The 19,870-nt window shown below is 70.0% G+C and carries 11 protein-coding genes; 3 read left to right on the top strand and 8 right to left on the bottom strand.

What is annotated here, in order from left to right; genetic code table 11:
- Positions 1 to 106 precede the first annotated feature (106 nt).
- A complete protein-coding gene (locus ACGFX9_RS19970; RefSeq protein WP_393473244.1) occupies positions 107 to 1,954 on the bottom strand; it encodes a GMC oxidoreductase in 1,848 nt (615 codons plus the stop codon).
- An 81-nt stretch (positions 1,955 to 2,035) separates the two neighbouring features.
- A complete protein-coding gene (locus ACGFX9_RS19965; protein ID WP_393473241.1) occupies positions 2,036 to 3,652 on the bottom strand; it encodes a succinic semialdehyde dehydrogenase in 1,617 nt (538 codons plus the stop codon).
- A 350-nt stretch (positions 3,653 to 4,002) separates the two neighbouring features.
- On the opposite strand from ACGFX9_RS19965, the gene ACGFX9_RS19960 reads away from it, so the two are divergent.
- Positions 4,003 to 4,404: a hypothetical protein gene (locus ACGFX9_RS19960; RefSeq protein ID WP_393473238.1), complete on the top strand. Its 402-nt coding sequence runs from the start codon at positions 4,003 to 4,005 to the stop codon at positions 4,402 to 4,404.
- A 58-nt stretch (positions 4,405 to 4,462) separates the two neighbouring features.
- Here the strand turns inward: ACGFX9_RS19960 and ACGFX9_RS19955 are convergent, their stop codons facing one another.
- The 5 genes from ACGFX9_RS19955 to ACGFX9_RS19935 form a co-directional block, all read right to left on the bottom strand.
- On the bottom strand, positions 4,463 to 6,160 hold the full coding sequence (locus ACGFX9_RS19955) for a serine/threonine-protein kinase (RefSeq protein ID WP_393473236.1): 1,698 nt from the start codon (positions 6,158 to 6,160) through the stop codon (positions 4,463 to 4,465).
- A gap of 91 nt (positions 6,161 to 6,251) precedes the next feature.
- A complete protein-coding gene (locus tag ACGFX9_RS19950; RefSeq protein WP_393473234.1) occupies positions 6,252 to 7,892 on the bottom strand; it encodes a serine/threonine-protein kinase in 1,641 nt (546 codons plus the stop codon).
- A 112-nt stretch (positions 7,893 to 8,004) separates the two neighbouring features.
- The gene (locus ACGFX9_RS19945; RefSeq protein ID WP_393473978.1) at positions 8,005 to 9,663 is read right to left on the bottom strand and encodes a serine/threonine-protein kinase; all 1,659 of its coding nucleotides are present in this window, start codon (positions 9,661 to 9,663) and stop codon (positions 8,005 to 8,007) included.
- Between the two features lie 199 nt (positions 9,664 to 9,862).
- Entirely contained in the window at positions 9,863 to 12,856 is a 2,994-nt protein-coding gene (locus tag ACGFX9_RS19940; RefSeq protein ID WP_393473232.1) for a protein kinase, read from the bottom strand.
- 160 nt (positions 12,857 to 13,016) lie between these two features.
- The gene (locus ACGFX9_RS19935; RefSeq protein ID WP_393473229.1) at positions 13,017 to 15,239 is read right to left on the bottom strand and encodes a serine/threonine-protein kinase; all 2,223 of its coding nucleotides are present in this window, start codon (positions 15,237 to 15,239) and stop codon (positions 13,017 to 13,019) included.
- Positions 15,240 to 15,374: 135 nt separating this feature from the next.
- Between ACGFX9_RS19935 and ACGFX9_RS19930 the strand changes: the two genes are divergently transcribed.
- A complete protein-coding gene (locus tag ACGFX9_RS19930) occupies positions 15,375 to 16,667 on the top strand; it encodes a serine hydrolase domain-containing protein (protein ID WP_393473227.1) in 1,293 nt (430 codons plus the stop codon).
- Positions 16,668 to 16,681: 14 nt separating this feature from the next.
- Here ACGFX9_RS19930 and ACGFX9_RS19925 read toward each other — a convergent pair whose 3' ends face one another.
- Complete coding sequence (locus ACGFX9_RS19925; protein WP_393473224.1) at positions 16,682 to 18,388, bottom strand: glycerol-3-phosphate dehydrogenase/oxidase; 1,707 nt, start codon at positions 18,386 to 18,388, stop codon at positions 16,682 to 16,684.
- 228 nt (positions 18,389 to 18,616) lie between these two features.
- Between ACGFX9_RS19925 and ACGFX9_RS19920 the strand changes: the two genes are divergently transcribed.
- A complete protein-coding gene (locus ACGFX9_RS19920; protein WP_393473222.1) occupies positions 18,617 to 19,870 on the top strand; it encodes a nucleotide sugar dehydrogenase in 1,254 nt (417 codons plus the stop codon).

The raw sequence follows: 19,870 nt of genomic DNA, 5'->3' as shown, positions 1-19,870 counted from the left end.
CCCGCCGCTCAGCGGCACCTGAGACACGCTGAAGGACCTGCGCTCGGAGGGGGGTGCAGGTCCTTTGGCGTACGTGGGGGCAGTGGGGCCGGCAGAAGAAGCCGGGTCACTTCTTCGGCGGCACCGCAGGCATCCCCAGGAACGGCAGCTTCAGGGCACCGAACGCGTCGGCCGGTACCGCGGGTTTCTTCGGCTCGACTGCGGCGAGGCGTACGTACCGCGTGCCCTGCTCGGGACGCGTCTCCTCGCCGCCCTTGTTGGGCCAGAAGGACATCGCGCGCTCGGCCTGCGCGGTGATCGTCAGGGAAGGGTTCACGCCTAGGTTCGCGGAGACCGCGGCGCCGTCGACGACCGAGATGCCAGGGTGGCCGTAGAGCCGGTGGTACGGGTCGATGACTCCGGTGTCGGCGGAGTCGCCGATCGGGCAGCCGCCCAGGAAGTGCGCGGTCAGCGGGGTGCCCATCAGCTCACCGATGTTCGAACCGGCGAAGCCGTTGATCTCCTTGGCGAGCAGCGTCGCGGCCTCGGTGGCCTCGGGGATCTGCGTCGGGTTGGGCGCGCCGTGGCCCTGCCGGGCGGTCAGCAGGCCCTTGCCGATGCCCTTCTCCTTGCGGTACGTCGTCAGGGAGTTGTCGAGTGTCTGCATGACCAGGCCGATGATGGTGCGCTCCGACCAGCGCCGGTTGGAGAGCGAGCGGACCGTCAGCCAGGGGTGCTTGGCCACGTTGCCGAGCCAGCCCGCCACCCGTGCCTTGCCGCCCTTGATGCTGTAAGGCACCTGAAGGATGGTCATGCCGCCCATCGCGTTGGACTTCTTGCCGTAGCGGACCGGCTCGATGTGCGTGGTCGCGTTCGGGTGGATCGACGAGGTGATCGCGACGCCCTTGGTGAAGTCCGCCTTCTCGGTACCGTGCTGCTTGCGGTAGCGGCGGTCGGTGGTCTGCGACCCCACCAGCGCCTCGGAGTTGGTGCGGGTGAGCGCGCCGAGCCGTCCCGATATGCGCGGGAGCAGACCGGTGTCCTTCATGCGGTGTAGGAGCGTCTGCGTGCCGTAGGTGCCCGCGGCGACGACGACCGCGCGGGCGGTCAACGTGCGGCCGTTGCCCTTGCGCTTGTTGTCCGTGGGCAGCGTGGCGACGGCGAACCCACCCCGCGAGTCCTCCGTGAGGGTGACCACGGACGTCATCGGGTGGATGACGGCGCCCGCCTTCTCCGCGAGGTAGAGGTAGTTCTCGTTGAGGGTGTTCTTCGCGCCGTGCCGACAGCCCGTCATGCACTCGCCGCACTCGGTGCAGGCCTTGCGGGAGGGGCCCGCGCCACCGAAGTAGGGGTCGGGAACTTCCGCGCCGGGCCCGGCCGTTGAAGTACCTGAGGCGTCCTGCTCGTCTCCGAAGAAGACGCCGACCGGCGCCATGTGGAAGCTGTCGCCCACTCCCATGGCCTGAGCGGTCGCCTTCAGGTGGATGTCGGACGGAGTCGTGGTCGGGTTGAGCCGCACCCCGAGCATGCGCTTGGCCTGCTCGTAATAGGGGCTGAGCTCGTCCTGCCAGTCCGTGATGTCCTTCCACTGCGGGTCGTTGAAGAACGGCGCGGGCGGTACGTAGAGCGTGTTCGCGTAGTTCAGCGAACCTCCGCCGACGCCCGCTCCCGCGAGCACCATCACATTGCCCAGCAGATGGATGCGCTGGATGCCGTAGAGGCCGAGGGCCGGTGCCCAGAGGTAGTTCTTGAGGTCCCAGGAGTTCTTCGGGAGCGACTCACGGGTGAAGCGGCGCCCCGCTTCGAGTACGCCGACGCGGTACCCCTTCTCCGTCAGGCGCAAGGCGGAGACGGAGCCGCCGAAGCCTGAACCGATGACGATGACGTCGTAGTCGTAGTCGTAGTCGTACGACGCTTCGTCATACCCGCCCGCCTCACTGTCCGGCTGTTCCTGGACAGAGCTCTCCTGTGACATCGACTCTCCTCGTTGAGAACTAACCCCTAGAGAAAGGCTCTTGAGAAACCGGGCCCATGAAGACCCGGGTCCGGCGCCCGCCTAACGCAGGCGCAGTGACTTCATGACCTTCAGGCTCACGCTCATGAACGCCGCGTACTTCTCGTCGTCCATGCCGAAGGACGGCGCGAGCGGCATGAGCCGCTGATGGGCGACGGTCTGCGCCTCGGTGTACTTCAGGATGCCCTCCGAGCCGTGCCGGCGACCGAGGCCGGAGTCCTTCATGCCGCCCATCGGTGACTGGACACTGCCGTAGGCGGGCGCGAAGCCTTCGTTGACGTTGACCGTGCCGGTGCGCAGACGGGCCGCGAGCTTGCGGCCGCGGCTGCCGTCCTTCGTCCAGACCGAGGAGTTGAGGCCGTACGACGTGGAGTTGGCGAGTTCGACCGCTTCGTTCTCGTCGGTGAAGCGGTAGATGGAGACGACCGGGCCGAAGGTCTCCTCACCGCACACCGCCATCGGGGACTCGACGCCGTCCAGGATCGTCGGCTCGAAGAAGAACGGGCCGATGTCGGGACGGGCGACGCCGCCCGCGAGCACCGTCGCGCCCTTGGCGACCGCCTCGTCGACATGCCGCTTGGTGGTCTCCAGCTGCCGCTCACCGACCAGAGAGCCCATCTCCGCGCCGTACGCGAGGGAACGGCCGAGGCGCATGGCCTTCGTGCGCGCCGCGAAACGCTCGAGGAACTCGTCCGCGATCGACTCGTGGACGTAGAGGCGCTCGATGGAGATGCACAGCTGGCCCGCGGACGAGAAGCAGGCGCGCACCGCGCCTGCCGCCGCCTTGTCGATGTCGGCGTCGTGGAGCACCAACATGGCGTTCTTGCCGCCGAGTTCGAGCGAGACGCCGACGAGACGGCCCGCCGCGCCCTGCGCGACCTCGCGGCCGGTGCGGGTGGAGCCGGTGAAGGAGACGTAGTCGGCGTGCTTGACGATCTCGGGGCCGACGACCGGCCCCTCGCCGAGGACCACCTGGAAGACCTCGGCGGGCAGACCGGCCTCGATGATGAGGTCACGGGCCCACAGCGCGGTCAGGCAGGTCTCCGTGTCGGGCTTCATCACCAGCGCGTTGCCCGCGACGAGGGCGGGCAGCGCGTCGCCGATGGAGAGCTCGAAGGGGTAGTTCCACGGCGCGATCTGGCCGACCACACCGCGCGGCTGACGGTTCTCGGTGACCTTCGTGAGCATCGGTACGACGCCGGTGTGCCCCTTGGGGTTCAGATACGCGGGGGCCTTGCGGCCGTAGTGCCGGGCGGCGACGGCGACGGCCTGCAGCTCCTCGTGCGCGTGCAGCCGGGCCTTGCCGGTCTCCAGCTGGATGAGGTCGAGGACCTCGGCCTGACGCTGGAGCACGAGGTCGTGGAAGCGGAGCAGGACCGCGGCGCGGCGGCGGACCGGGGTGCGCTCCCAGGCGACCTGGGCGACCCGGGCGCGCTCGAAGGCGGTGGCGACGTCCTCGGGGGTGGACTCGGGCAGGTCGGCCAGCTTCTCGCCGGTGAACGGCGTGTGGTTGGCGGTCCGTCCCGAACCGATCACATCCCGGGTGAGCTGCGCGATCAGCTCGGGAGTCACCACGTCGGCGGCGGTGCGCGCGCCATCGGGGGCGGTGGCTATCGGGTTCGTGCCGAGGGGCGCTGCGGTGGCCTGCGAGTCCGTCATGGAGGTGAGCGTAGGCGCAGGTCAAGGTTTTGGGTACCCGTCGGTAATCAGGTTTCACCGGGCACACACACGGCGCCAGCGATTGCTGGCAACAAAGCCGCTGATCAGGGTGTTGTCGCGGCGAGCTGACCCTCTCAAGGAGGCCTAGGAGCCATCGCGCCCCCTCACCCAGGATGATCACCGGGGGTGGATATCCGAACGCTCGCTAGCGGCACATGCACGTGCCGCTAGGACCCCCAGCCCAATCTGGCAGGTACGCGACATGTACCGTCACACACCACCCAGGGTTCACTTCCTGACCATAGTGAACTCTTTTACAGAACAGGGGGGTTCTCGGAATGAGATCCAAGTTGGCCACGCTCGCGTTCACCATCGCCGCGGCCACGACCATGACATTGATCGGTCCTAGCGAGGCAGCCGAAGCGGCCTCGGCGAGCTCCTGCAGGTCGGTGCAGCTGGGCACCTTCAAAGACGGATCAGTGTGCTTCTACCACCGCACCGACACCATCAAGGTCTTCTACTCAGGTAACGGCGATAAGGGCTGGAAGCTCACGGGCGCCGGCCACACCACAAGCGGCCGGAAGATCAAGTGCGTCAACAGGAAGTGGGATTCCATCAAGACCTGTGACTACAACTTGTCCGAGAGGTCCCATCTGACGTATCGGATCACCGCGACTAGAGCTGGCTTCAACACACTGAAGACCCCTTGGCTCACGGTGAGCGTTCGTACGGGCAAGCGAATCAATAGCTGATCGGCCGACTGCCTCAGGGGCGCCCCGTGCGAGTGCCCCTGAGCGCAAGTCCAGCCCGTCAGACCTTATCGATCTCCAGGTTCTCGATCGTAGTCTTGGCGACCTCGCGGCCACGCTCGGTGAAGTCGCCCTTGGCCGGGTAACCGATCATCAACTTATACATGTCACCGGACGTGGTCTTGTAGTAGAGAACCCTGAGCTCGCGGGGCCGTGGGTTCTCGGAGTCCGTGGTGTTGTACACGAACGTGTTCTCCGCGGACTTGCGTTCCTTGTACTTGGTAGCTGGCTTAGGGTTGCTCTTGGGGGCGGGGTCGGAGGCCATGCTGAGGCTGTAGTCGCCAGACTCCTTGTACGACTTGTTGTCGTCGTACATCTCGGAGGCGGCGGACTCGGAGATCTCGCCGGAGCTGTCCTCAGTCTTCTTGTCGAGATTCAAATTGATCCAGACACTGCCACTCGGATCCGTGTAGCTGACCCAGTGGTCCTTCTCGTCCGCGTCGGCTGCCGGCTCCGCCTTCACGTATCCCGAGGGCACGGCCACGGTCGCCCCTAGCTCCTTCGCCTGCTCCTTCTTCCACCCCTCGGGCAGCGGCCCCGCGAACGGGTCCGCGATCACCAAGTAGGTGCTCACGGCCGCGACCACGACCACCGCCCCAATGCCCATCAAAGCCTTGCGACCGAGAGGGATGCCCTTACCACCGCCGTTGCCGCCGCCAATCTGCACGACCTGCGTAGGCGCCGGCTGCGGCGGCTTCGCGGCCTCCTCCAGGAGGGTGCGGGCCTGCGCGGCGGTCGGGCGCCGGCCGGGTTCCTTGATGAGGAGCCCGTTGATCACCTGGGCGAGCGGGCCCGAGGCCGAAGCGGGCGCGGCGGGTGTCGCGTTCAGGACGGACTGGAGCGTCGCGGGCGTGTTGTTGCGGCGGAACGGCGAGACGCCCTCCGTCGCGGCGTAGAGGACCACACCGAGCGACCAGAGGTCCGACGCCGGGCCGGGGCGCTGCCCGAGGACCCGCTCCGGGGCGATGAATTCCGGCGATCCGACGAAGCCGCCGGTGTCCGTCAGGTTCGTCTCGCCCTCGATCTGGGCGATGCCGAAGTCGGTGAGGACGACGCGGTCGTGCCGGCCCAGCATCACGTTGTCCGGCTTGACGTCACGGTGCAGGATGCCCGCCTGGTGCGCGGCGTCCAGGGCGTTGAGCACCTCAAGACCGATGCGGGCGGCGTCGCGAGCACCCAGGGTGCCCTCGTGGAGCGCGGCGCCGAGGGAACGCCCCTGGACCAGTTCCATGACGATCCACGGCTGGCCGTCCTCGACCGCCACGTCGTGCACGTTGACCACGGCGGGGTGGTCGAGGCGTGCCGCGGCGCGTGCCTCGCGGCGCATCCGCTCGAAGGCGTTGGAGCGCTCGCGCTCGGGCAAGTGGTCGGGGATGCGGGGTTCCTTGACGGCGACGTCACGGTCCACCGTCTCGTCCTTCGCACGCCAGACCGTACCCATGCCGCCGTGGCCGAGCTTGGAGAGCAGCCGGTAACGCCCCGCGATCAGGCGGCCCGTGCCGGGCTCGGGCGCGGATGGCTGGTTCGGCACCACCTGGGTGGGCTGCACATGTCGCCCACCCTGTCCTTGGACTTGCCCTGGGACTTGTCCTGGCACTTGCCCAGGGACTTGCCCTTGGACGTCGGGCTGCTGCGGCGGCTGGAGTCCGTAACTGGTGGGTTCGTACGCGCCGTAGGAGGCTCCCCCGTCATTGCTCATGTCCACATGACTACCTTGCGCAAGGCCTCAGGTTCCACTCGGGACACTGACTTGTGACCGACTCACTCCACACGCGCCCCACGCACGCATCTCAGCGCCGCACGAACGAATCCACCGCCGTGTCGAAATACCGCCTGCTCTCCTTGGTCTTGGCGACCGGCGCCGAGACCCACACGTCGTACATCCGGCCGCCTTCCTGCCAGCACAGGTCGAACGTGTGCCGGTCGCCCTCCGCCGCCGTGAAGCCGTCCCAGCTGAACTGCCAGAGGGCGGCGGGCCGTCCGTTGTGCGAGGTCTCGGTGACCTCGCCGTCCCGGTAACCGGGGTTGTTCTGAGGGCCCTTGGCGTCCGAGCGGCGCTGCACGGCGAGCGGGCCGCCCGGCGTCGGGGCCGACTCCTTGATGCCGATGCGGAACGTTCCTCCGGGCGACTTGTAGAAGACGCGGGGTCCGTCCACCTCGCGCGTGAAGCCGTCCGGCACGGCGAGCGTGAAGCCTCTGGGGTCCTTCGTGACGCGGTAGCCCTCCGGGGCCTCCGGAGTGGACGGCTTCGGGCTGCGGGAGCCGCGCGTGACCGTCACCGTCGGCGTCGGCGAAGGCGAGGGGCTCGCGGTCCCCGTCTGCGCGGTCTGCGAACTCTGCGAGGCAGGCGTCGAGGGCGTACCGCCGTTCCCGTCGCCGTCCCTGCCCAACAGGACGGCGGCGGACACCCCGGCCCCGGCCACCGCGGCCACCAGGGCGGCAGCGATCAGCATCGCCCGGCGACGGCCCCGGGAAGGCCCCGCGGGCTGCCCGGGAGGACGGGTGGGCAGGTCACGGAAGGTGGGCGTGTAGCCGCCTGGCCCGACCGGCAGCGCCGAAGGCTGAACCCCGGCCCGCCCCGCCGGCGTGGAGGGCATCCGCCCCGTGTCGACGTACTGCCGCAGCAGGCTCTCCGCCTCCGGCACCGTGAGACGCCGGTCCGGGTCGCGTTCGAGGAGGCCGAGGACGGCGGGCAGCAGCGGGGCAGCGGCGGGCGGCGGGCGGATCTCGTCGAAGACGACGGCGTGCAGCACACCGCCGATCGAGTCCCGGCGGAAGGGCGACTCGCCGGTCAGGGCGGTGACGAGGAGCGCGCCGAGCGACCAGAGGTCCGACTCGGGGCCGGTCCGCTCGCCCGACATCCGCTCGGGCGCGGTGTATTCGGGCGAGCCCACGAACGACCCGGTCTCCGTCAGCGTCGTCGCCCCGCTGACCTGCGCGATCCCGAAGTCGGTGAGGACGACGCGCCCCGTCGTCTCCTCGATCAGTACGTTCGCGGGCTTGATGTCGCGGTGCAGGACCCCGGCGGCGTGCGCGACGCGCAGCGCGCCGAGGAGAGCGATGCCCATCCGGGCCACCGCCCGCGCGTCCATCGGGCCCGACCGGGAGATACGCCCGGACAGCGAGCCGCCCTTGATCAACTCCATGACGATGTAGGGGCGGCCGCTCTGTTCGACGACGTCGTGTACGACGATGATGTGCGGATGTCTCAACTGCGCGGCGGCACGCGCCTCGCGCAGGGTGCGTTCGCGCTGCTGCATCGCGTCGGCGTCGGAGAGCGATTCGTCGAGGGCGAGTTCCTTGACGGCGACCTCGCGTCCGAGGAACTGATCCGTGGCCTGCCAGACCACGCCCATGCCGCCCCTGCCGAGCCGCGCATCCAGGCGGTAACGGCCAGCGACGACCCGGGCGTTGTCCCCCACGCTCCCCATGCGGCCATCATGCCCCACACGTGTGCGAACGGACCCTGTGGGCCTGCGCGGCGGACTGGTTCCGGCCGCTTGTCCCAGCCATCACGGCCGGGAACCGTCGCACGCGTCGCGCTCAGGGCTCCCGCCAGCTCTGGACCATCGCGTCGAACTGCTGCCGTGCCGTGTCCCAGTCGGCGGCGGGGGACGACATGTAAATCACGTACTCGACGCCGTCACGGCTGAGATACGTCTGTTCGATGGCGCGGCGCGGGCCCGCGGTGGTGTCGTTCGCACCCGCGGTCCAGCTGAACTCCCAGAGGGCGGCGGGCCGGTCGCGGAAGTTGTTCGAGTCGAGCTGCAGCCGCTTGTAGCCGGGCAGCTTGGTCCGCAGGTTCTTCTCAAGGTCCAGCTGATGCGTGTAGGGGCTCTCCCACGTGGAATCGCGGTCGATGCCGACGCGTACGAAGTGCCGTCCGTGGTCCGGCGTGTAGTCGATCTGGTTGCCGTTCGCCTCGCGTACCCAGCCCTTGGGGAGGGCGAGACTGAAGCCCTCGACCTTGTCCTTCACCCGGTGCCAGTTCTTGGGGACGTCGTCGACGGTTTTGCCCGGGGTTCCGTCGCCGCTTCCGACGGTTTCACTGGACTGCTGGGTCCCGCCGTCCTTGCCGTCCGCCCAGTACTGGTATCCGGCGATGCCACCGCCGAACAGCAGGACCGCGGCGGCTGCGGCGACGATGGCGGGCAGCTTACGGCGGGAGCTGGAGCCGGAGTTGTGGACGGAGGTGCCGGGCTCGGCTGGGGGGTAGCTGGAGTGGGGGGTCTGGTGTGCGGTCTGGTGCGGTGCTTGCTGGTGCTGCTGGGGCTGTTGGTACTGCTGGCCCTGGTGCTGCTGGTGCTGCTGACGCGTCTGGTACGGCGCCGGATGCTGCGACGACGCATGCACCTGCGTCGGCACGTAAGCCTGCGCCGTGTTCGGCCGTCGTCCCTCCGCCGCCTCCGCGAGCATCAGTTCGGCCGCCTCCGCGGTCGGCCGGGTGTCCGGGTCCTTACGGAGGAGCGCGCCGATGACCGGGGCGAGCGCCCCCGCGTACTCGGCCGGCGCGGGCTCCTCCGTGACCACGGCCTGCATGGTGCCCAGCGGCGACGTGCGCCGGAACGGGGAGTTCCCCTCGACCGCCGTGTACAGCGTGGCACCGAGCGCCCACAGGTCGGACGCGGGACCGGGGTTGGCGCCGCTGACCCGCTCGGGCGCCAGATAGTCGACGGAGCCGACGACCTCACCGGTCCGCGTGATCGTCGAGTCCCCCTCGATCGCGGCGATGCCGAAGTCGGTGAGCAGGACGCGCCGGTCGTTCGACAGGAGTACGTTGCCGGGCTTCACGTCGCGGTGCAGGACCCCGGCGGCGTGCGCGGCGCGCAGGGCCTTCAGCGTCCACAGGCCGATGCGGGCGGCCTCGACGGGCTCGATGCGCCCCTGCTCCTTGACGGCGTCCGCGAGCGAGCGGCCCTCGACCAACTCCATCACGATCCACGGCCGGTCGTCGTACTCCAGGACGTCGTGGACGGTGACGACCGCGGGGTGGTTGATGCGGGCCGCGGCCCGCGCCTCCGCGTGCGTACGCGCGAAGAGCACCGCGCGGTCGGCCTCCGGCACGTACTGCGCGGCCGTCAGTTCCTTGACGGCGACGGTCCGGTGCAGCACCTCGTCCCGCGCGCGCCACACCCGTCCCATGCCACCGCGGCCGATGGACTCTCCGAGCCGGTAGCGGCCCGCGAGCAGCAGGCCCTGCATCTGATTCACGTTCCCCCGCAATGGTCTTGACAGGCCCAGGTTAGGGAGCGGGTGGCGTACGGGGAACCTCCGGGGGTGCTCGGAGACCTCACTGTGATGCGGGACGCAGCGACGGAAGGCGTTCAGGAAACGTCAATTACCGCTGACTTAACGGTCATTCGGAGTCAATATGCGTCAACCGGCGTCCCGGTGAGCTGCTCTAATCGACCTGATAGGTGGCCGAAGCCTGCTCGAAGAGCCGTGACACCTCGTCACGCTCGGCTTCGGGCCCCCGGATCTGCACGACGTGGTACTTACCGCCGACTGCCATCGCGAGATTGCGTACGAACGTCTCGCTGCCCTCGGCGTCCTGCCAGGTGAACTGTCCCTCGGCCATCTTCCGTCCGCCCACGTCCACCGTGCGCATCCCGCTCGACGTGGCCCAGGTCGAGTCGCGGAACGGCTGCAGCTCGCGCTCGTGTTCGCGCTGGTACTTCATGGGGTCCTTGCCGTACTCGTCCGTGCCGTCACGCCCCGGCACGACGATCAGCTCGAAGTCGCCGTGGGTGTAGACGACCTGCCCCCGGCCGTTCTTGGGCCGGCGGTCCCACCCGCTGGCGACGGCCACCCGGAAGCCCTCGGCGTCCTTGCGGAGGGTGAACCCCTGCGGCAGCTCGGGCCCGCTCGTCTGCGGCTTCTGCGAGCCGGGGGTCTTCTTGTCCGGCTTGTCGCTGGGCTCGGCGGACTTGCTCGGCTTGCCTTCCTCGCTGGGCCGGGCGCTGCTGCCGGGTTCGGTCGCCTGGCTGGTGCCGACGTCCCCGGCGGAACCGGCACGCTCGCCGCCCTCGTTCTTCCCCGACTTGGGCATGAAGACCATGGCGTACGCGACCGCTGCCGCGAGCCCCACGAGGATGAGCAGGAGGAGAAGGCGCCCCAAGGACCGCGGCCGTCCCGTCCCGCTTCGCTTGGGAGCGGGCCTGGGGGCGGAAGCGGGAGTGGGGGCGGAGGTGGGAGCGAAGGTTGCTGCCCTGCCTTCCCGCCCCCTCTTGTGCTTGTGACGTCCGTTCTGGCTCTGTCGGGAGTCCACCGCGGCGGACGCCTGGGCGCGCCGCCTCTTCCGTCGTACGACCTCACCGCGACGGCGTACGACGGGCAGCCGCCGGGCGTCGAACGGCGGCGCGGGCACGACGTTGGCACCGGCCTCGGGCTCGGGCGCCGAGCGGACCAGCGACCGCAGCCAGCCGCTCAGTTCCTCGACGTCGAGCCGCTCGGTGGGGTCCTGGCGCAGCAACGACTCGACGACGGGCCGCAGGGCCCCGCACTCCTCGGCGAAGGCGGGCGGCTCGGCGCACACCAGCTGGACGAGTTCGAAGGTGCTGTCCTCAGGGTAGGGCGCGTGGCCCTGCACGGCCCGGAACAGCAACGCGCCCAGCGCCCAGAGATCGGTGGCGGGCCCGATGGGCGGGGCGAGCTGCCAGTTCTCATGCACGGGCCCGGCCTGCTCGGGCGCCCACCGCTCGGTCACACACCCGACCACGGTCATCCGGGCATGCCGGGCACGCTCGGCAGCAAGCGCGGTGGCAGGCCCCCGCCGCGCACTGCCGCTGCGCTCGGCGACCAGGGCGTCCCAGTAGCTGTGGCCGGAAGAGGCGGGGGCGGGGGCGGGTTGGGCGGGGGTGTTGTGGGCGGGGGCGGATACCGGCCCAGCGGGGCCAGTGTGGCCTGGCGCATCGTGACCGGCCGAGTCGTAGCTCCGCGTGGCTTCCGGCTCGCGGCGGCTCGGGACGGGGGCAGGACCGCCACGGCTCGCGACCGGGGCGGGACCACCACGGCCAGGCACGGCACCCTGCCCGCCACGGCCCGGCGCAGCCTCCCGTCCTGCCCCTCCACGACTGGGCGCGGCCTCTTGCCCTACCCCTCCACGACTGGGCGGGACCTCTTGCCCACTGCCGCCGGCGAAGCCCCCGGCAGGAGATCCCTCAGCGCCCGTCCCCGCACCGGAACCCCGCGCTCCCGGAACTCCGCTCCTCGGTACCGCCCCATGCCATTGCTTCGTGCTCGCCACGCCGTACGGATCGAGGATCCGCCCGGCCTCCTCGGCGCCCTCGCCGCCGCCCCGGCCCCCACCGCCAGGGCTCTCGGCGCCACTCCCACTCCCCGCGCCATACCCACGCGGACCTTCCTGGTCGTACCCCTCAGAGCCCTCGTACCCCTCGTACCCCTCAGCCCCGTCGTACCCCGCACCCGCCCCATACACCTCGCCACCCCGAGGCCCCGGCAGCTCCGCCCCCGATGACGACCCCGCCCCCCGCCGCCCCTCGTCCTCGCTCACCCGCGCCGCGGCCCTCGCCCCCGCGCGGTACGCGGCTATGGCGCTGGACCGCGCCGCCCGCACGTCGCCCCCCGGTTCAGCGACCGGCGCAGCCTCTATCGCGGCGTACCCACGCGAACCCTCAACCCCATAGGACTCACCGGCCCCACCGACCTCACCCCCATCGCCCCCACCACCAGCCTCAGCACCAGGACCAGGACCAGGACCAGCAGAGTCACCGTCGCCCCCGCCCTCAAACCCCGCAAGAAACTCCTCAGGGCGAGGCTCGTACCCGCACAACGCCTCTTCCGCCGCACCCGCCGCGAGGCCCGTGAGGACCACCCGGCCGTCATCGCAGACCAGGACCGTACGAGCGGTGATGTTCCGGTGCACCCAGCCGTGCGCGTGCAGCACCCGCAGCGCCGTCACCACGTCCGACGCGACCTCCGCCGCGCGGTAGGGACTCAGCGGCTTGTCCGCGAGCAGGGCGGCCAGCGGCCTCGCCGCCACCAACTCGCTGACTATCCACAGCGAACCGCCCTCGGCGAAGACGTCGAAGACCTGGTCGAGCCGAGGATGGTCGGGGATCTGCGCGGCGGCCTGCGCCGCCTCTATCGCCCGCCGGACCGCAGGATCGGACGGCCTCCGCGTCGTACGCGCCGACGGCCGCCGCACCGCCCCCGCGCTCACGAACCCCGCCGGAAGCTCCCCCTCCGGCAGGTTCCGCTCATCGAGCTCAAGGACTTCCGCGTCGACGACCTCAGGTAACGGCACCTGCCTGACCAGGACTTCCTGACCGCTGTAGGTGTCAAAGGCCCGAGCCTCGGCCAGTTCGTACTCATCCGCCGGCGGCAGAGGCAGGCGATAGCGGTCGGCGAGTACTCGCCCCGCATATTCGTCCACGACGCCCTCCCGTCCGCCCGGTGGTCAATTCCGCTCGACTTACGCCTTGTTGCGGCTGCGTACGGTCCTCAAGCACTCACGATACGTGCCGGAGGCAAACCACATTGAGGGGTTGCCAGATCTCATCGGGCCCCGTTCCACGGACTCCGGCCACCGCTCGCTACTTCTTCGGCTCGAACGTCTTCGTGAAGGTCTTCCACGCGTTCTTGCGCTCGTCGTCGCCCCACTTGGCGTCCTTGGCCGTGTACATCATTCCGTAGCCCAGACCACCGTTCACGACGAAGCCACGGTCTATCGACCGGTACTTCGTGCCGCCGTCCACGTAAGTGAACTCCCAGTCAGCCGTGTTCCAGCCGCGGAAGTCGACCTTCTCTATCCGGATCCGCTTGTACTGCGACCGGACCATGTACGACTCCTGGCTCTTCCAGTCGCCCACGGGGTCGGACTTGGGTGTGGTGGTCCAGCCGATCAGCAGCTTCTGTCCGTCCGGCCCGGTGAAACGCGCGCCCGCGGCAGCCGTGGACTGATACTTCCAGCCCTTGGGCAGCCCCACGGAGAACCCTTGGGAGTGCTTGTACGTCGACTCGGCACCGTCAACCGGCTTCTTGCCGCCGTCGTCACCACTGCCGTCGCCGCTCCCGCTGGGATCGTGGCCCTCGCCCGAACCAGGGCTGGCACCCGAACCCTTGCCCTTGTCCGCGTCGCCCTTGTCCTTGCCGGTGTCGGCGCCGCTGCCCTGCCCGGTGTCCTTCTCCTTGCCCTTGCCCTTGTCCTTCTCGCCTTCGCCCGCGGTCGCCCCGCTGGACGCGGCCTTGTCGCCGCCGTTCTTGCTGTCCTGCCCACCGCTGTCGTCGCCGCCGCTCAGCGCGAAGGCGAGCACGGTCCCGAGCACGGCGATCACGATGGCCACCGAGAGGATCACGAGCGTGCGCCGCGGCACCACATCCGTGAGCGAGGCCTTGGCGGGCGTCGCACGCGGCGGCTTCGCGGGAACCGGCGGAGTACTCGCCCCACCGGCAGAAGCAGCCGAAGCTTCCGAAGCAGCAGGAGCCGCAGCCCCGGAAGCAGGCTTCGACGCAGGGGCCGAGTCAGAAGGGGAGGCGGAAGGCGCGGCAGAAGTGGAGTTCGCCCCAGAAGCGGCGCCAGGAGCCGACGGAGAAGTCGAACCAGAAGCAGCCGCCCCGGCCCCCGTAGCCGCAGCCGCGGCCTTCCGCACCGACCGGAGCGCACCCTTCAGCCGCTCACCAGACTCCTCGCCCTTCCGGCCACCGGAATCCGCGGAGGAACCAGCAGCCCCGGAGCCCCCGGCAGCCCCGGAAACACCGGAACTCTCAGCCGTACCCGCCGTACCGGCCGAACCCGCCGAACCCGCCGAACCCGCCGAACCCGCAGCACCCGGGGTCGTGCCCTTGCCGACCTTGCCCTTCCCCTTGCCCTTACCGAACCGCTTCCCGATACCCGGCCCCGGCGGCACCGGAGGCAACGGCACGACCTTCGTCGCGTCCACCGGCTCCGGCTCGTCCTTGGCCTCGGGCGCGTGAATCACGTCGATCAACAACGCCCGCGCGCCCGCGTCATCGAGCCGCTGGTCGGGATCCTTGGCCAGCAGGCCATAGATCACCTTCTCCAACGGCCCCGCGTTCGTCGGCTGTTCGACGTCCTCGGTCATCACCGCGGTGAGGGTCGCGATCGCCGACCCCTTGTCGTACGGAGGCACGCCTTCCACCGCCGCGTACAGCAATCCGCCCAGGGACCACAGGTCGGCCGCGGGACCCGGCTTGTGGCCGCGCGCCCGCTCCGGCGAGATGTACGAGGGTGCCCCGACGAGCATGCCGGTCGACGTGATCGAGGGGTCACCCTCGACCTGCGCGATACCGAAGTCCGTCAGAACGACCCGCCCGTCCTCGGCGATCAGCACGTTGGACGGCTTCACGTCGCGGTGCAGAATCCCCTCGCGGTGCGCGGACCGCAGCACGTCGAGCACCGCGAGCCCGACCTCGGCCGCGCGCTTCGGCGTCAGCAGCCCGTCCTCACGAATGGCCTCGGCGAGCGACTTGCCCTCGACGAGCTCCATCACGATCCACGGTCGGTCGTCCTCGTCGACCACGTCGTACACGGTCACCGCACTGGTATTACGGATCCGCGCGATCGCCTTCGCCTCACGCAACGTACGCGTGATGAGCCGTCGCTTCTCGTCGTCGTCGATGCTCGACGGGAAGCGCAGCTCCTTCACCGCGACCGTACGGCCGAGGGTCTCGTCCTTGGCACGCCAGACGGTTCCCATTCCGCCGCGGCCGAGCACTTCCCCCAGCCGGTAGCGCCCGGAGAGGAGACGTTCGCTCTGGTCCTGACGGGACTGACCCGCCTGCTCCGCGTCCGACATGCGTCCCCTCTGCTGCTACCGCTGCTACCCGAGCAACCCGCCCTGACAGAGCCTTCATTGTCCCTTACTCGGGGACCGGTCCACGCCCAGGGTCCAACGTCCCTCATGATGGGCTCCGCACAAGGAGGGACCGCCATGCCCATTCCACGAACTCTGCTGGCCACACCCCTTGTGGTGGCTCTTGTCGGCCTGACTTCCGCCAGCGCGCCGCTGGCCGCGACACCGGCCACGGACGCCACTCTTCCGCTGCTCGTCACCCGGGGCAAGGCCCCCGCCGCCGCTCTGTTGACCCGCGAAGTCCCAAGGTCAACGACAGAGCCGGACGCCTCTGCTCCCCAACCAGAACAGCCGAGAAACCAAAAACCCCTCTGGCACTTCGCCCACGCCGGCCAGCCCACGCCCGAGGACATCGCCGCAGCCCCAGCCGCGGACTCGGCCACGGCTACCAGCCCTCGCCCTGACGCCAGAAGTGGCGCCAGAAGTGGCACCGGAGACGGCTCCGCCCGCAGCGCCGCCGACAGCCCCGAAACCTCCCACACCGACTACACCGCCCCTGACTCCCTCACCCTCAGAACCACCGGAATCCGCCGCACCGACCACTTCCGCGCCGGCAGCATCACCAAGACGTTCATCGCGACGGTCGTCCTCCAACTCGCCGCAGAACACCGCCTGTCCCTGTCCGACCCCGTGGAGCGACATCTGCCCGGCCTCATCCGCGGCAAGGACCACGACGGCCGCGCCCTCACCCTGCGCGCCCTGCTCACCCACACCAGCGGCCTGGCGGATTACACGACCGGCACCAAAGGCCTCATTCCCCTCACCCCCACTCAGGCGGTCCGCACCGCCCTCGCCGAACCCGCGACCCTGCCCGGCCGCTGGTCGTACTCCAACACCAACTACGTCGTCCTCGGCATGGTGATCAGACACATCACCGGCCGCTCGTACGCCACCGAGACCGAACGCCGCATCATCACCCCCCTTCGTCTGTCCGGCACCTCCTTCCCCGGTGCCCGCGCCACGCTTCCCTTTCCGCACGGCCGCTCGTACACAACCGAGGGCCAGGACGTCACCGTCCTCAACCCGCGTGTCGCGGGCGCCGCCGGTGAGCTGGTCTCCACCCTCGTCGACCTGGACCGCTTCTACGCCGCCCTCCTCGCCGGCCGGCTGCTCCCCGCGCCCCAGCTCCGCGAGATGCTCAACACCCGCGCCGCGGACGGCCGCTACGGCATGGGCCTCTATCCACAGAAGCTGCCCTGCGGCACCACGGTCTGGGGCCACAACGGCCGCATAGCCGGCAGCTACGTCCGCACCGCGGCCACCCGTGACGGCGACCGCGTCCTCACTTTCCGGGTCAACACGGACGCCATAGCCGACCCGGACCTCGAACCGGCGCTCCTGGCAGCCGAGTTCTGCCCACAGACCGCCTGACCACCGCCTGGTCCCTACAGCGGCACGATGTCCGGCGCCCCCAGCCTCGCCGCGTCCGCCGTCAGGTCATCCGGCTGCCGCTGCGACTCCCGCTCCGCCTCCACCCGCTTCTCGTAGTGCTGCACCTCCCTCTCCACCTGGTCCTTGTCCCAGCCGAGAACCGACGCCATCAGCTCCGCGCACAGCCGCGCGCTGCGTGTGCCCCGGTCGAACGTCTCGATCGAGATGCGCGTACGCCGGGTCAGTACGTCGTCCAGGTGCCGTGCTCCCTCGTGAGACGCGGCGTAGACGATCTCGGCGCGCAGATAGTCGTCCGCGGCGGGCAGCGACTCGCCAAGCGACGGGTCGGCCGTGATGAGTTCGAGGACCTCTTCCGCCAGCGATCCGTACCGGTTCAACAAGTGCTCCACGCGCACCACATGAAGCCCGGTGCGGGCCGCGATCCTGGCGCGCGCGTTCCACAGCGCCTTATACCCTTCGGCCCCGACCAGCGGGATGTCCTCCGTGACACAGTCGGCGACCCGCTGGTCGAGACCGTGCACCGCCTCGTCCACGGCGTCCTTCGCCATCACCCGGTACGTCGTGTACTTGCCGCCCGCGACGACCACGAGGCCGGGCGCCGGATGCGCCACGGTGTGCTCGCGCGACAGCTTGCTCGTGGCGTCCGACTCGCCGGCGAGCAGCGGCCGGAGCCCCGCGTACACCCCTTGCACGTCGTCCCGCGAAAGCGGCACCGAGAGCACCGAGTTCACATGCTCCAGGAGATAGTCGATGTCGGCGCTGGACGCCGCCGGATGCGCCTTGTCCAGGTCCCAGTCGGTGTCGGTGGTCCCCACGATCCAGTGCCGACCCCACGGGATGACGAAGAGGACACTCTTCTCGGTCCGCAGGATCAGTCCGGTGGAGGAGCTGATCCGGTCCTTGGGCACGACCAAATGGATGCCCTTGGACGCCCTGACGTGGAACTGGCCCCGCTCCCCCACCATCGCCTGTGTGTCGTCCGTCCACACACCGGTCGCGTTGACCACCTGCTTTGCCCGGACCTCGTACTCCCCGCCGCCTTCGACGTCCTGCACGCGGGCACCGACCACCCGCTCGCCCTCGCGCAGGAAACCCGTCACCCGTGCCCGGTTGGCGACCTTCGCGCCGTACGCCGACGCGGTGCGCACCAGCGTCGCCACATATCGCGCGTCGTCCATCTGTGCGTCGTAGTACTGCATCGCGCCGACCAGCGCGTCCTTCTTCAGACACGGGGCGACACGCAGGGCGTGACGCCGGGTCAGATGGCGGTGCATGGGCAGGCCGCGGCCGTGCCCCCGCGACATCGACATGGCGTCGTACAACGCGACGCCCGATCCGGCGTACAGCCGCTCCCACCCCTTGTGCTGCAAGGGGTAGAGGAACGGCACCGGCTTCACGAGATGCGGGGCGAGCCGCTCCAGGAGCAGGCCGCGCTCCTTCAGCGCCTCCCGCACCAGCGCGAAGTCGAGCATCTCCAGATAGCGCAGGCCGCCGTGGATCAGTTTGCTCGACCGGCTCGACGTGCCCGACGCCCAGTCCCGCGCCTCGACGAGGCCGGTGGACAAGCCGCGGGTCACGGCGTCGAGCGCGGTGCCCGCACCGACGACTCCCGCGCCCACGACCAGGACATCCAGCTCCCGCTCGGCCATTCCCGCAAGTGACTCGGCACGCTCCGCCGGCCCCAGTGTCGCTGTCCTCACCGCTGCCTCCCGTTAGCTGTCGGGTGTGGTCGCGCTCACATCATGCCCAGATTCTGGTCTCGCCCGCTGAGTTCGACCCCCGCCTGTGGACAACACTCCGAGGCCCGGCGCAGCGCAATGCCGCATAACGGTCATATTTACTCCTAGTCTGACATTGCGCTGGTCCACCTTGTCCACAGGGCTTGCGCGCTCGTCCCGCTCCGGCTATTGGGAGGACGGCCCACCGCCATGCCCGCAGATCTCGCCGTCATCGGTCTCGGCCACCTCGGCCTACCCCTCGCCCAGGCCGCCGTCTCCGGCGGCATCGCCACCATCGGCTACGACCCGGCCCGCGCCCTCGACCTGGCAAGCGGCCGCCTGCCCTGCGACGGCGCCGAGGGAACCCTCACCGCCGCCGATGTCCGCCGGATGCTCTCGGGGGGCTTTCGGCCCACCACCGACCCGGTCCAGCTCGGCCGCGTCCGCACCGCTGTCATCTGCGCACCCACTCCTCCGGCGGCCGACCGCTCCCTCGACCTGAGCCAGGTGGCCGAAGCCGCACGCGCGCTGGCCGCACGCCTTCGCCCGCACACCACGGTCATCCTTGAGTCACCCGCGTACCCGGGAACCACGGAGGAATTCCTCCGTCCCATCCTCGAAGAGGGCTCGGGCCTGCGCGCGGGCCGCGATTTCCACCTCGCCCACTCGCCCGGCCGCCTCGACCCGGGCAACCGCAGACACGGCTACGCCGGCACTCCCAAGGTCATCGGCGGCCTCACCCCGGCCTGCACCGAATCGGCCGCCGCCTTCTACGGCCGGCTCACCGACAAGGTCGTACGCGCGCGTGGCCCACGCGAGGCCGAGACCGTGCACCTCCTTGAGACCAACTACCGGCACGTGAACATGGCCCTGGTCAATGAGATGGCCGTGCTCTGCCACGACCTGAGCATCGACCTGTGGGACGTCATCCGCTGCGCCGAGACCAAGCCCTTCGGCTTCCAGGCCTTCCGCCCGGGCCCCGGCGTCGGCGGCCACGGCGTCCCCCTGGACATCCCGGGCCCCGGCCGGGGCGCCCACCCCCTGCGCATGGTCGAACTGGCCCAGCAGGTCAACGACCGCATGCCCCGGTACGTGATCCAGCGCTCGGCGACCCTGCTCAACGAACACGGCAAGTCCGCCCGCGGCGCCCGCGTCCTGCTGCTCGGCGTCACCTACAAGCCCGACCTCGCCGACCAGCAGGGCGCCCCCGCCCAGGAGGTCGCGACCCGCCTGATGGAGATGGGCGCGGCCGTCAGCTACCACGACCCCTACGTCCCGAACTGGAGCGTGCTCGGCCACCCCGTCCCCCGCGCCGACTCCCTCTACGAGGCGGCGGCCGACGCCGACCTCACGATCCTGCTCCAGCACCACCGCACGTACGACCTGCAAGGTCTGGCCGTGAAGGCCCAGCTGCTGCTCGACACCCGCGGCGCGACCCCGGCGGGCGCCGCCCACCGCCTCTGA

This window comes from Streptomyces sp. NPDC048436 (genome assembly GCF_043200355.1).
Classification (GTDB): domain Bacteria; phylum Actinomycetota; class Actinomycetes; order Streptomycetales; family Streptomycetaceae; genus Streptomyces.
Note: the sequence above shows the minus strand (reverse complement) of the source record. Positions and strands in the feature narration are given on the sequence as shown.

Bases quoted from the DNA above. Each gene is read 5' to 3' on its own strand.
- ACGFX9_RS19970 (WP_393473244.1), bottom strand. From the start codon at position 1,954: ATGTCACAGGAGAGCTCTGTCCAGGAACAGCCGGACAGTGAGGCGGGC.
- ACGFX9_RS19965 (WP_393473241.1), bottom strand. From the start codon at position 3,652: ATGACGGACTCGCAGGCCACCGCAGCGCCCCTCGGCACGAACCCGATA.
- ACGFX9_RS19955 (WP_393473236.1), bottom strand. From the start codon at position 6,160: ATGAGCAATGACGGGGGAGCCTCCTACGGCGCGTACGAACCCACCAGT.
- ACGFX9_RS19950 (WP_393473234.1), bottom strand. From the start codon at position 7,892: ATGGGGAGCGTGGGGGACAACGCCCGGGTCGTCGCTGGCCGTTACCGC.
- ACGFX9_RS19945 (WP_393473978.1), bottom strand. From the start codon at position 9,663: ATGCAGGGCCTGCTGCTCGCGGGCCGCTACCGGCTCGGAGAGTCCATC.
- ACGFX9_RS19935 (WP_393473229.1), bottom strand. From the start codon at position 15,239: ATGTCGGACGCGGAGCAGGCGGGTCAGTCCCGTCAGGACCAGAGCGAA.
- ACGFX9_RS19930 (WP_393473227.1), top strand. From the start codon at position 15,375: ATGCCCATTCCACGAACTCTGCTGGCCACACCCCTTGTGGTGGCTCTT.
- ACGFX9_RS19920 (WP_393473222.1), top strand. From the start codon at position 18,617: ATGCCCGCAGATCTCGCCGTCATCGGTCTCGGCCACCTCGGCCTACCC.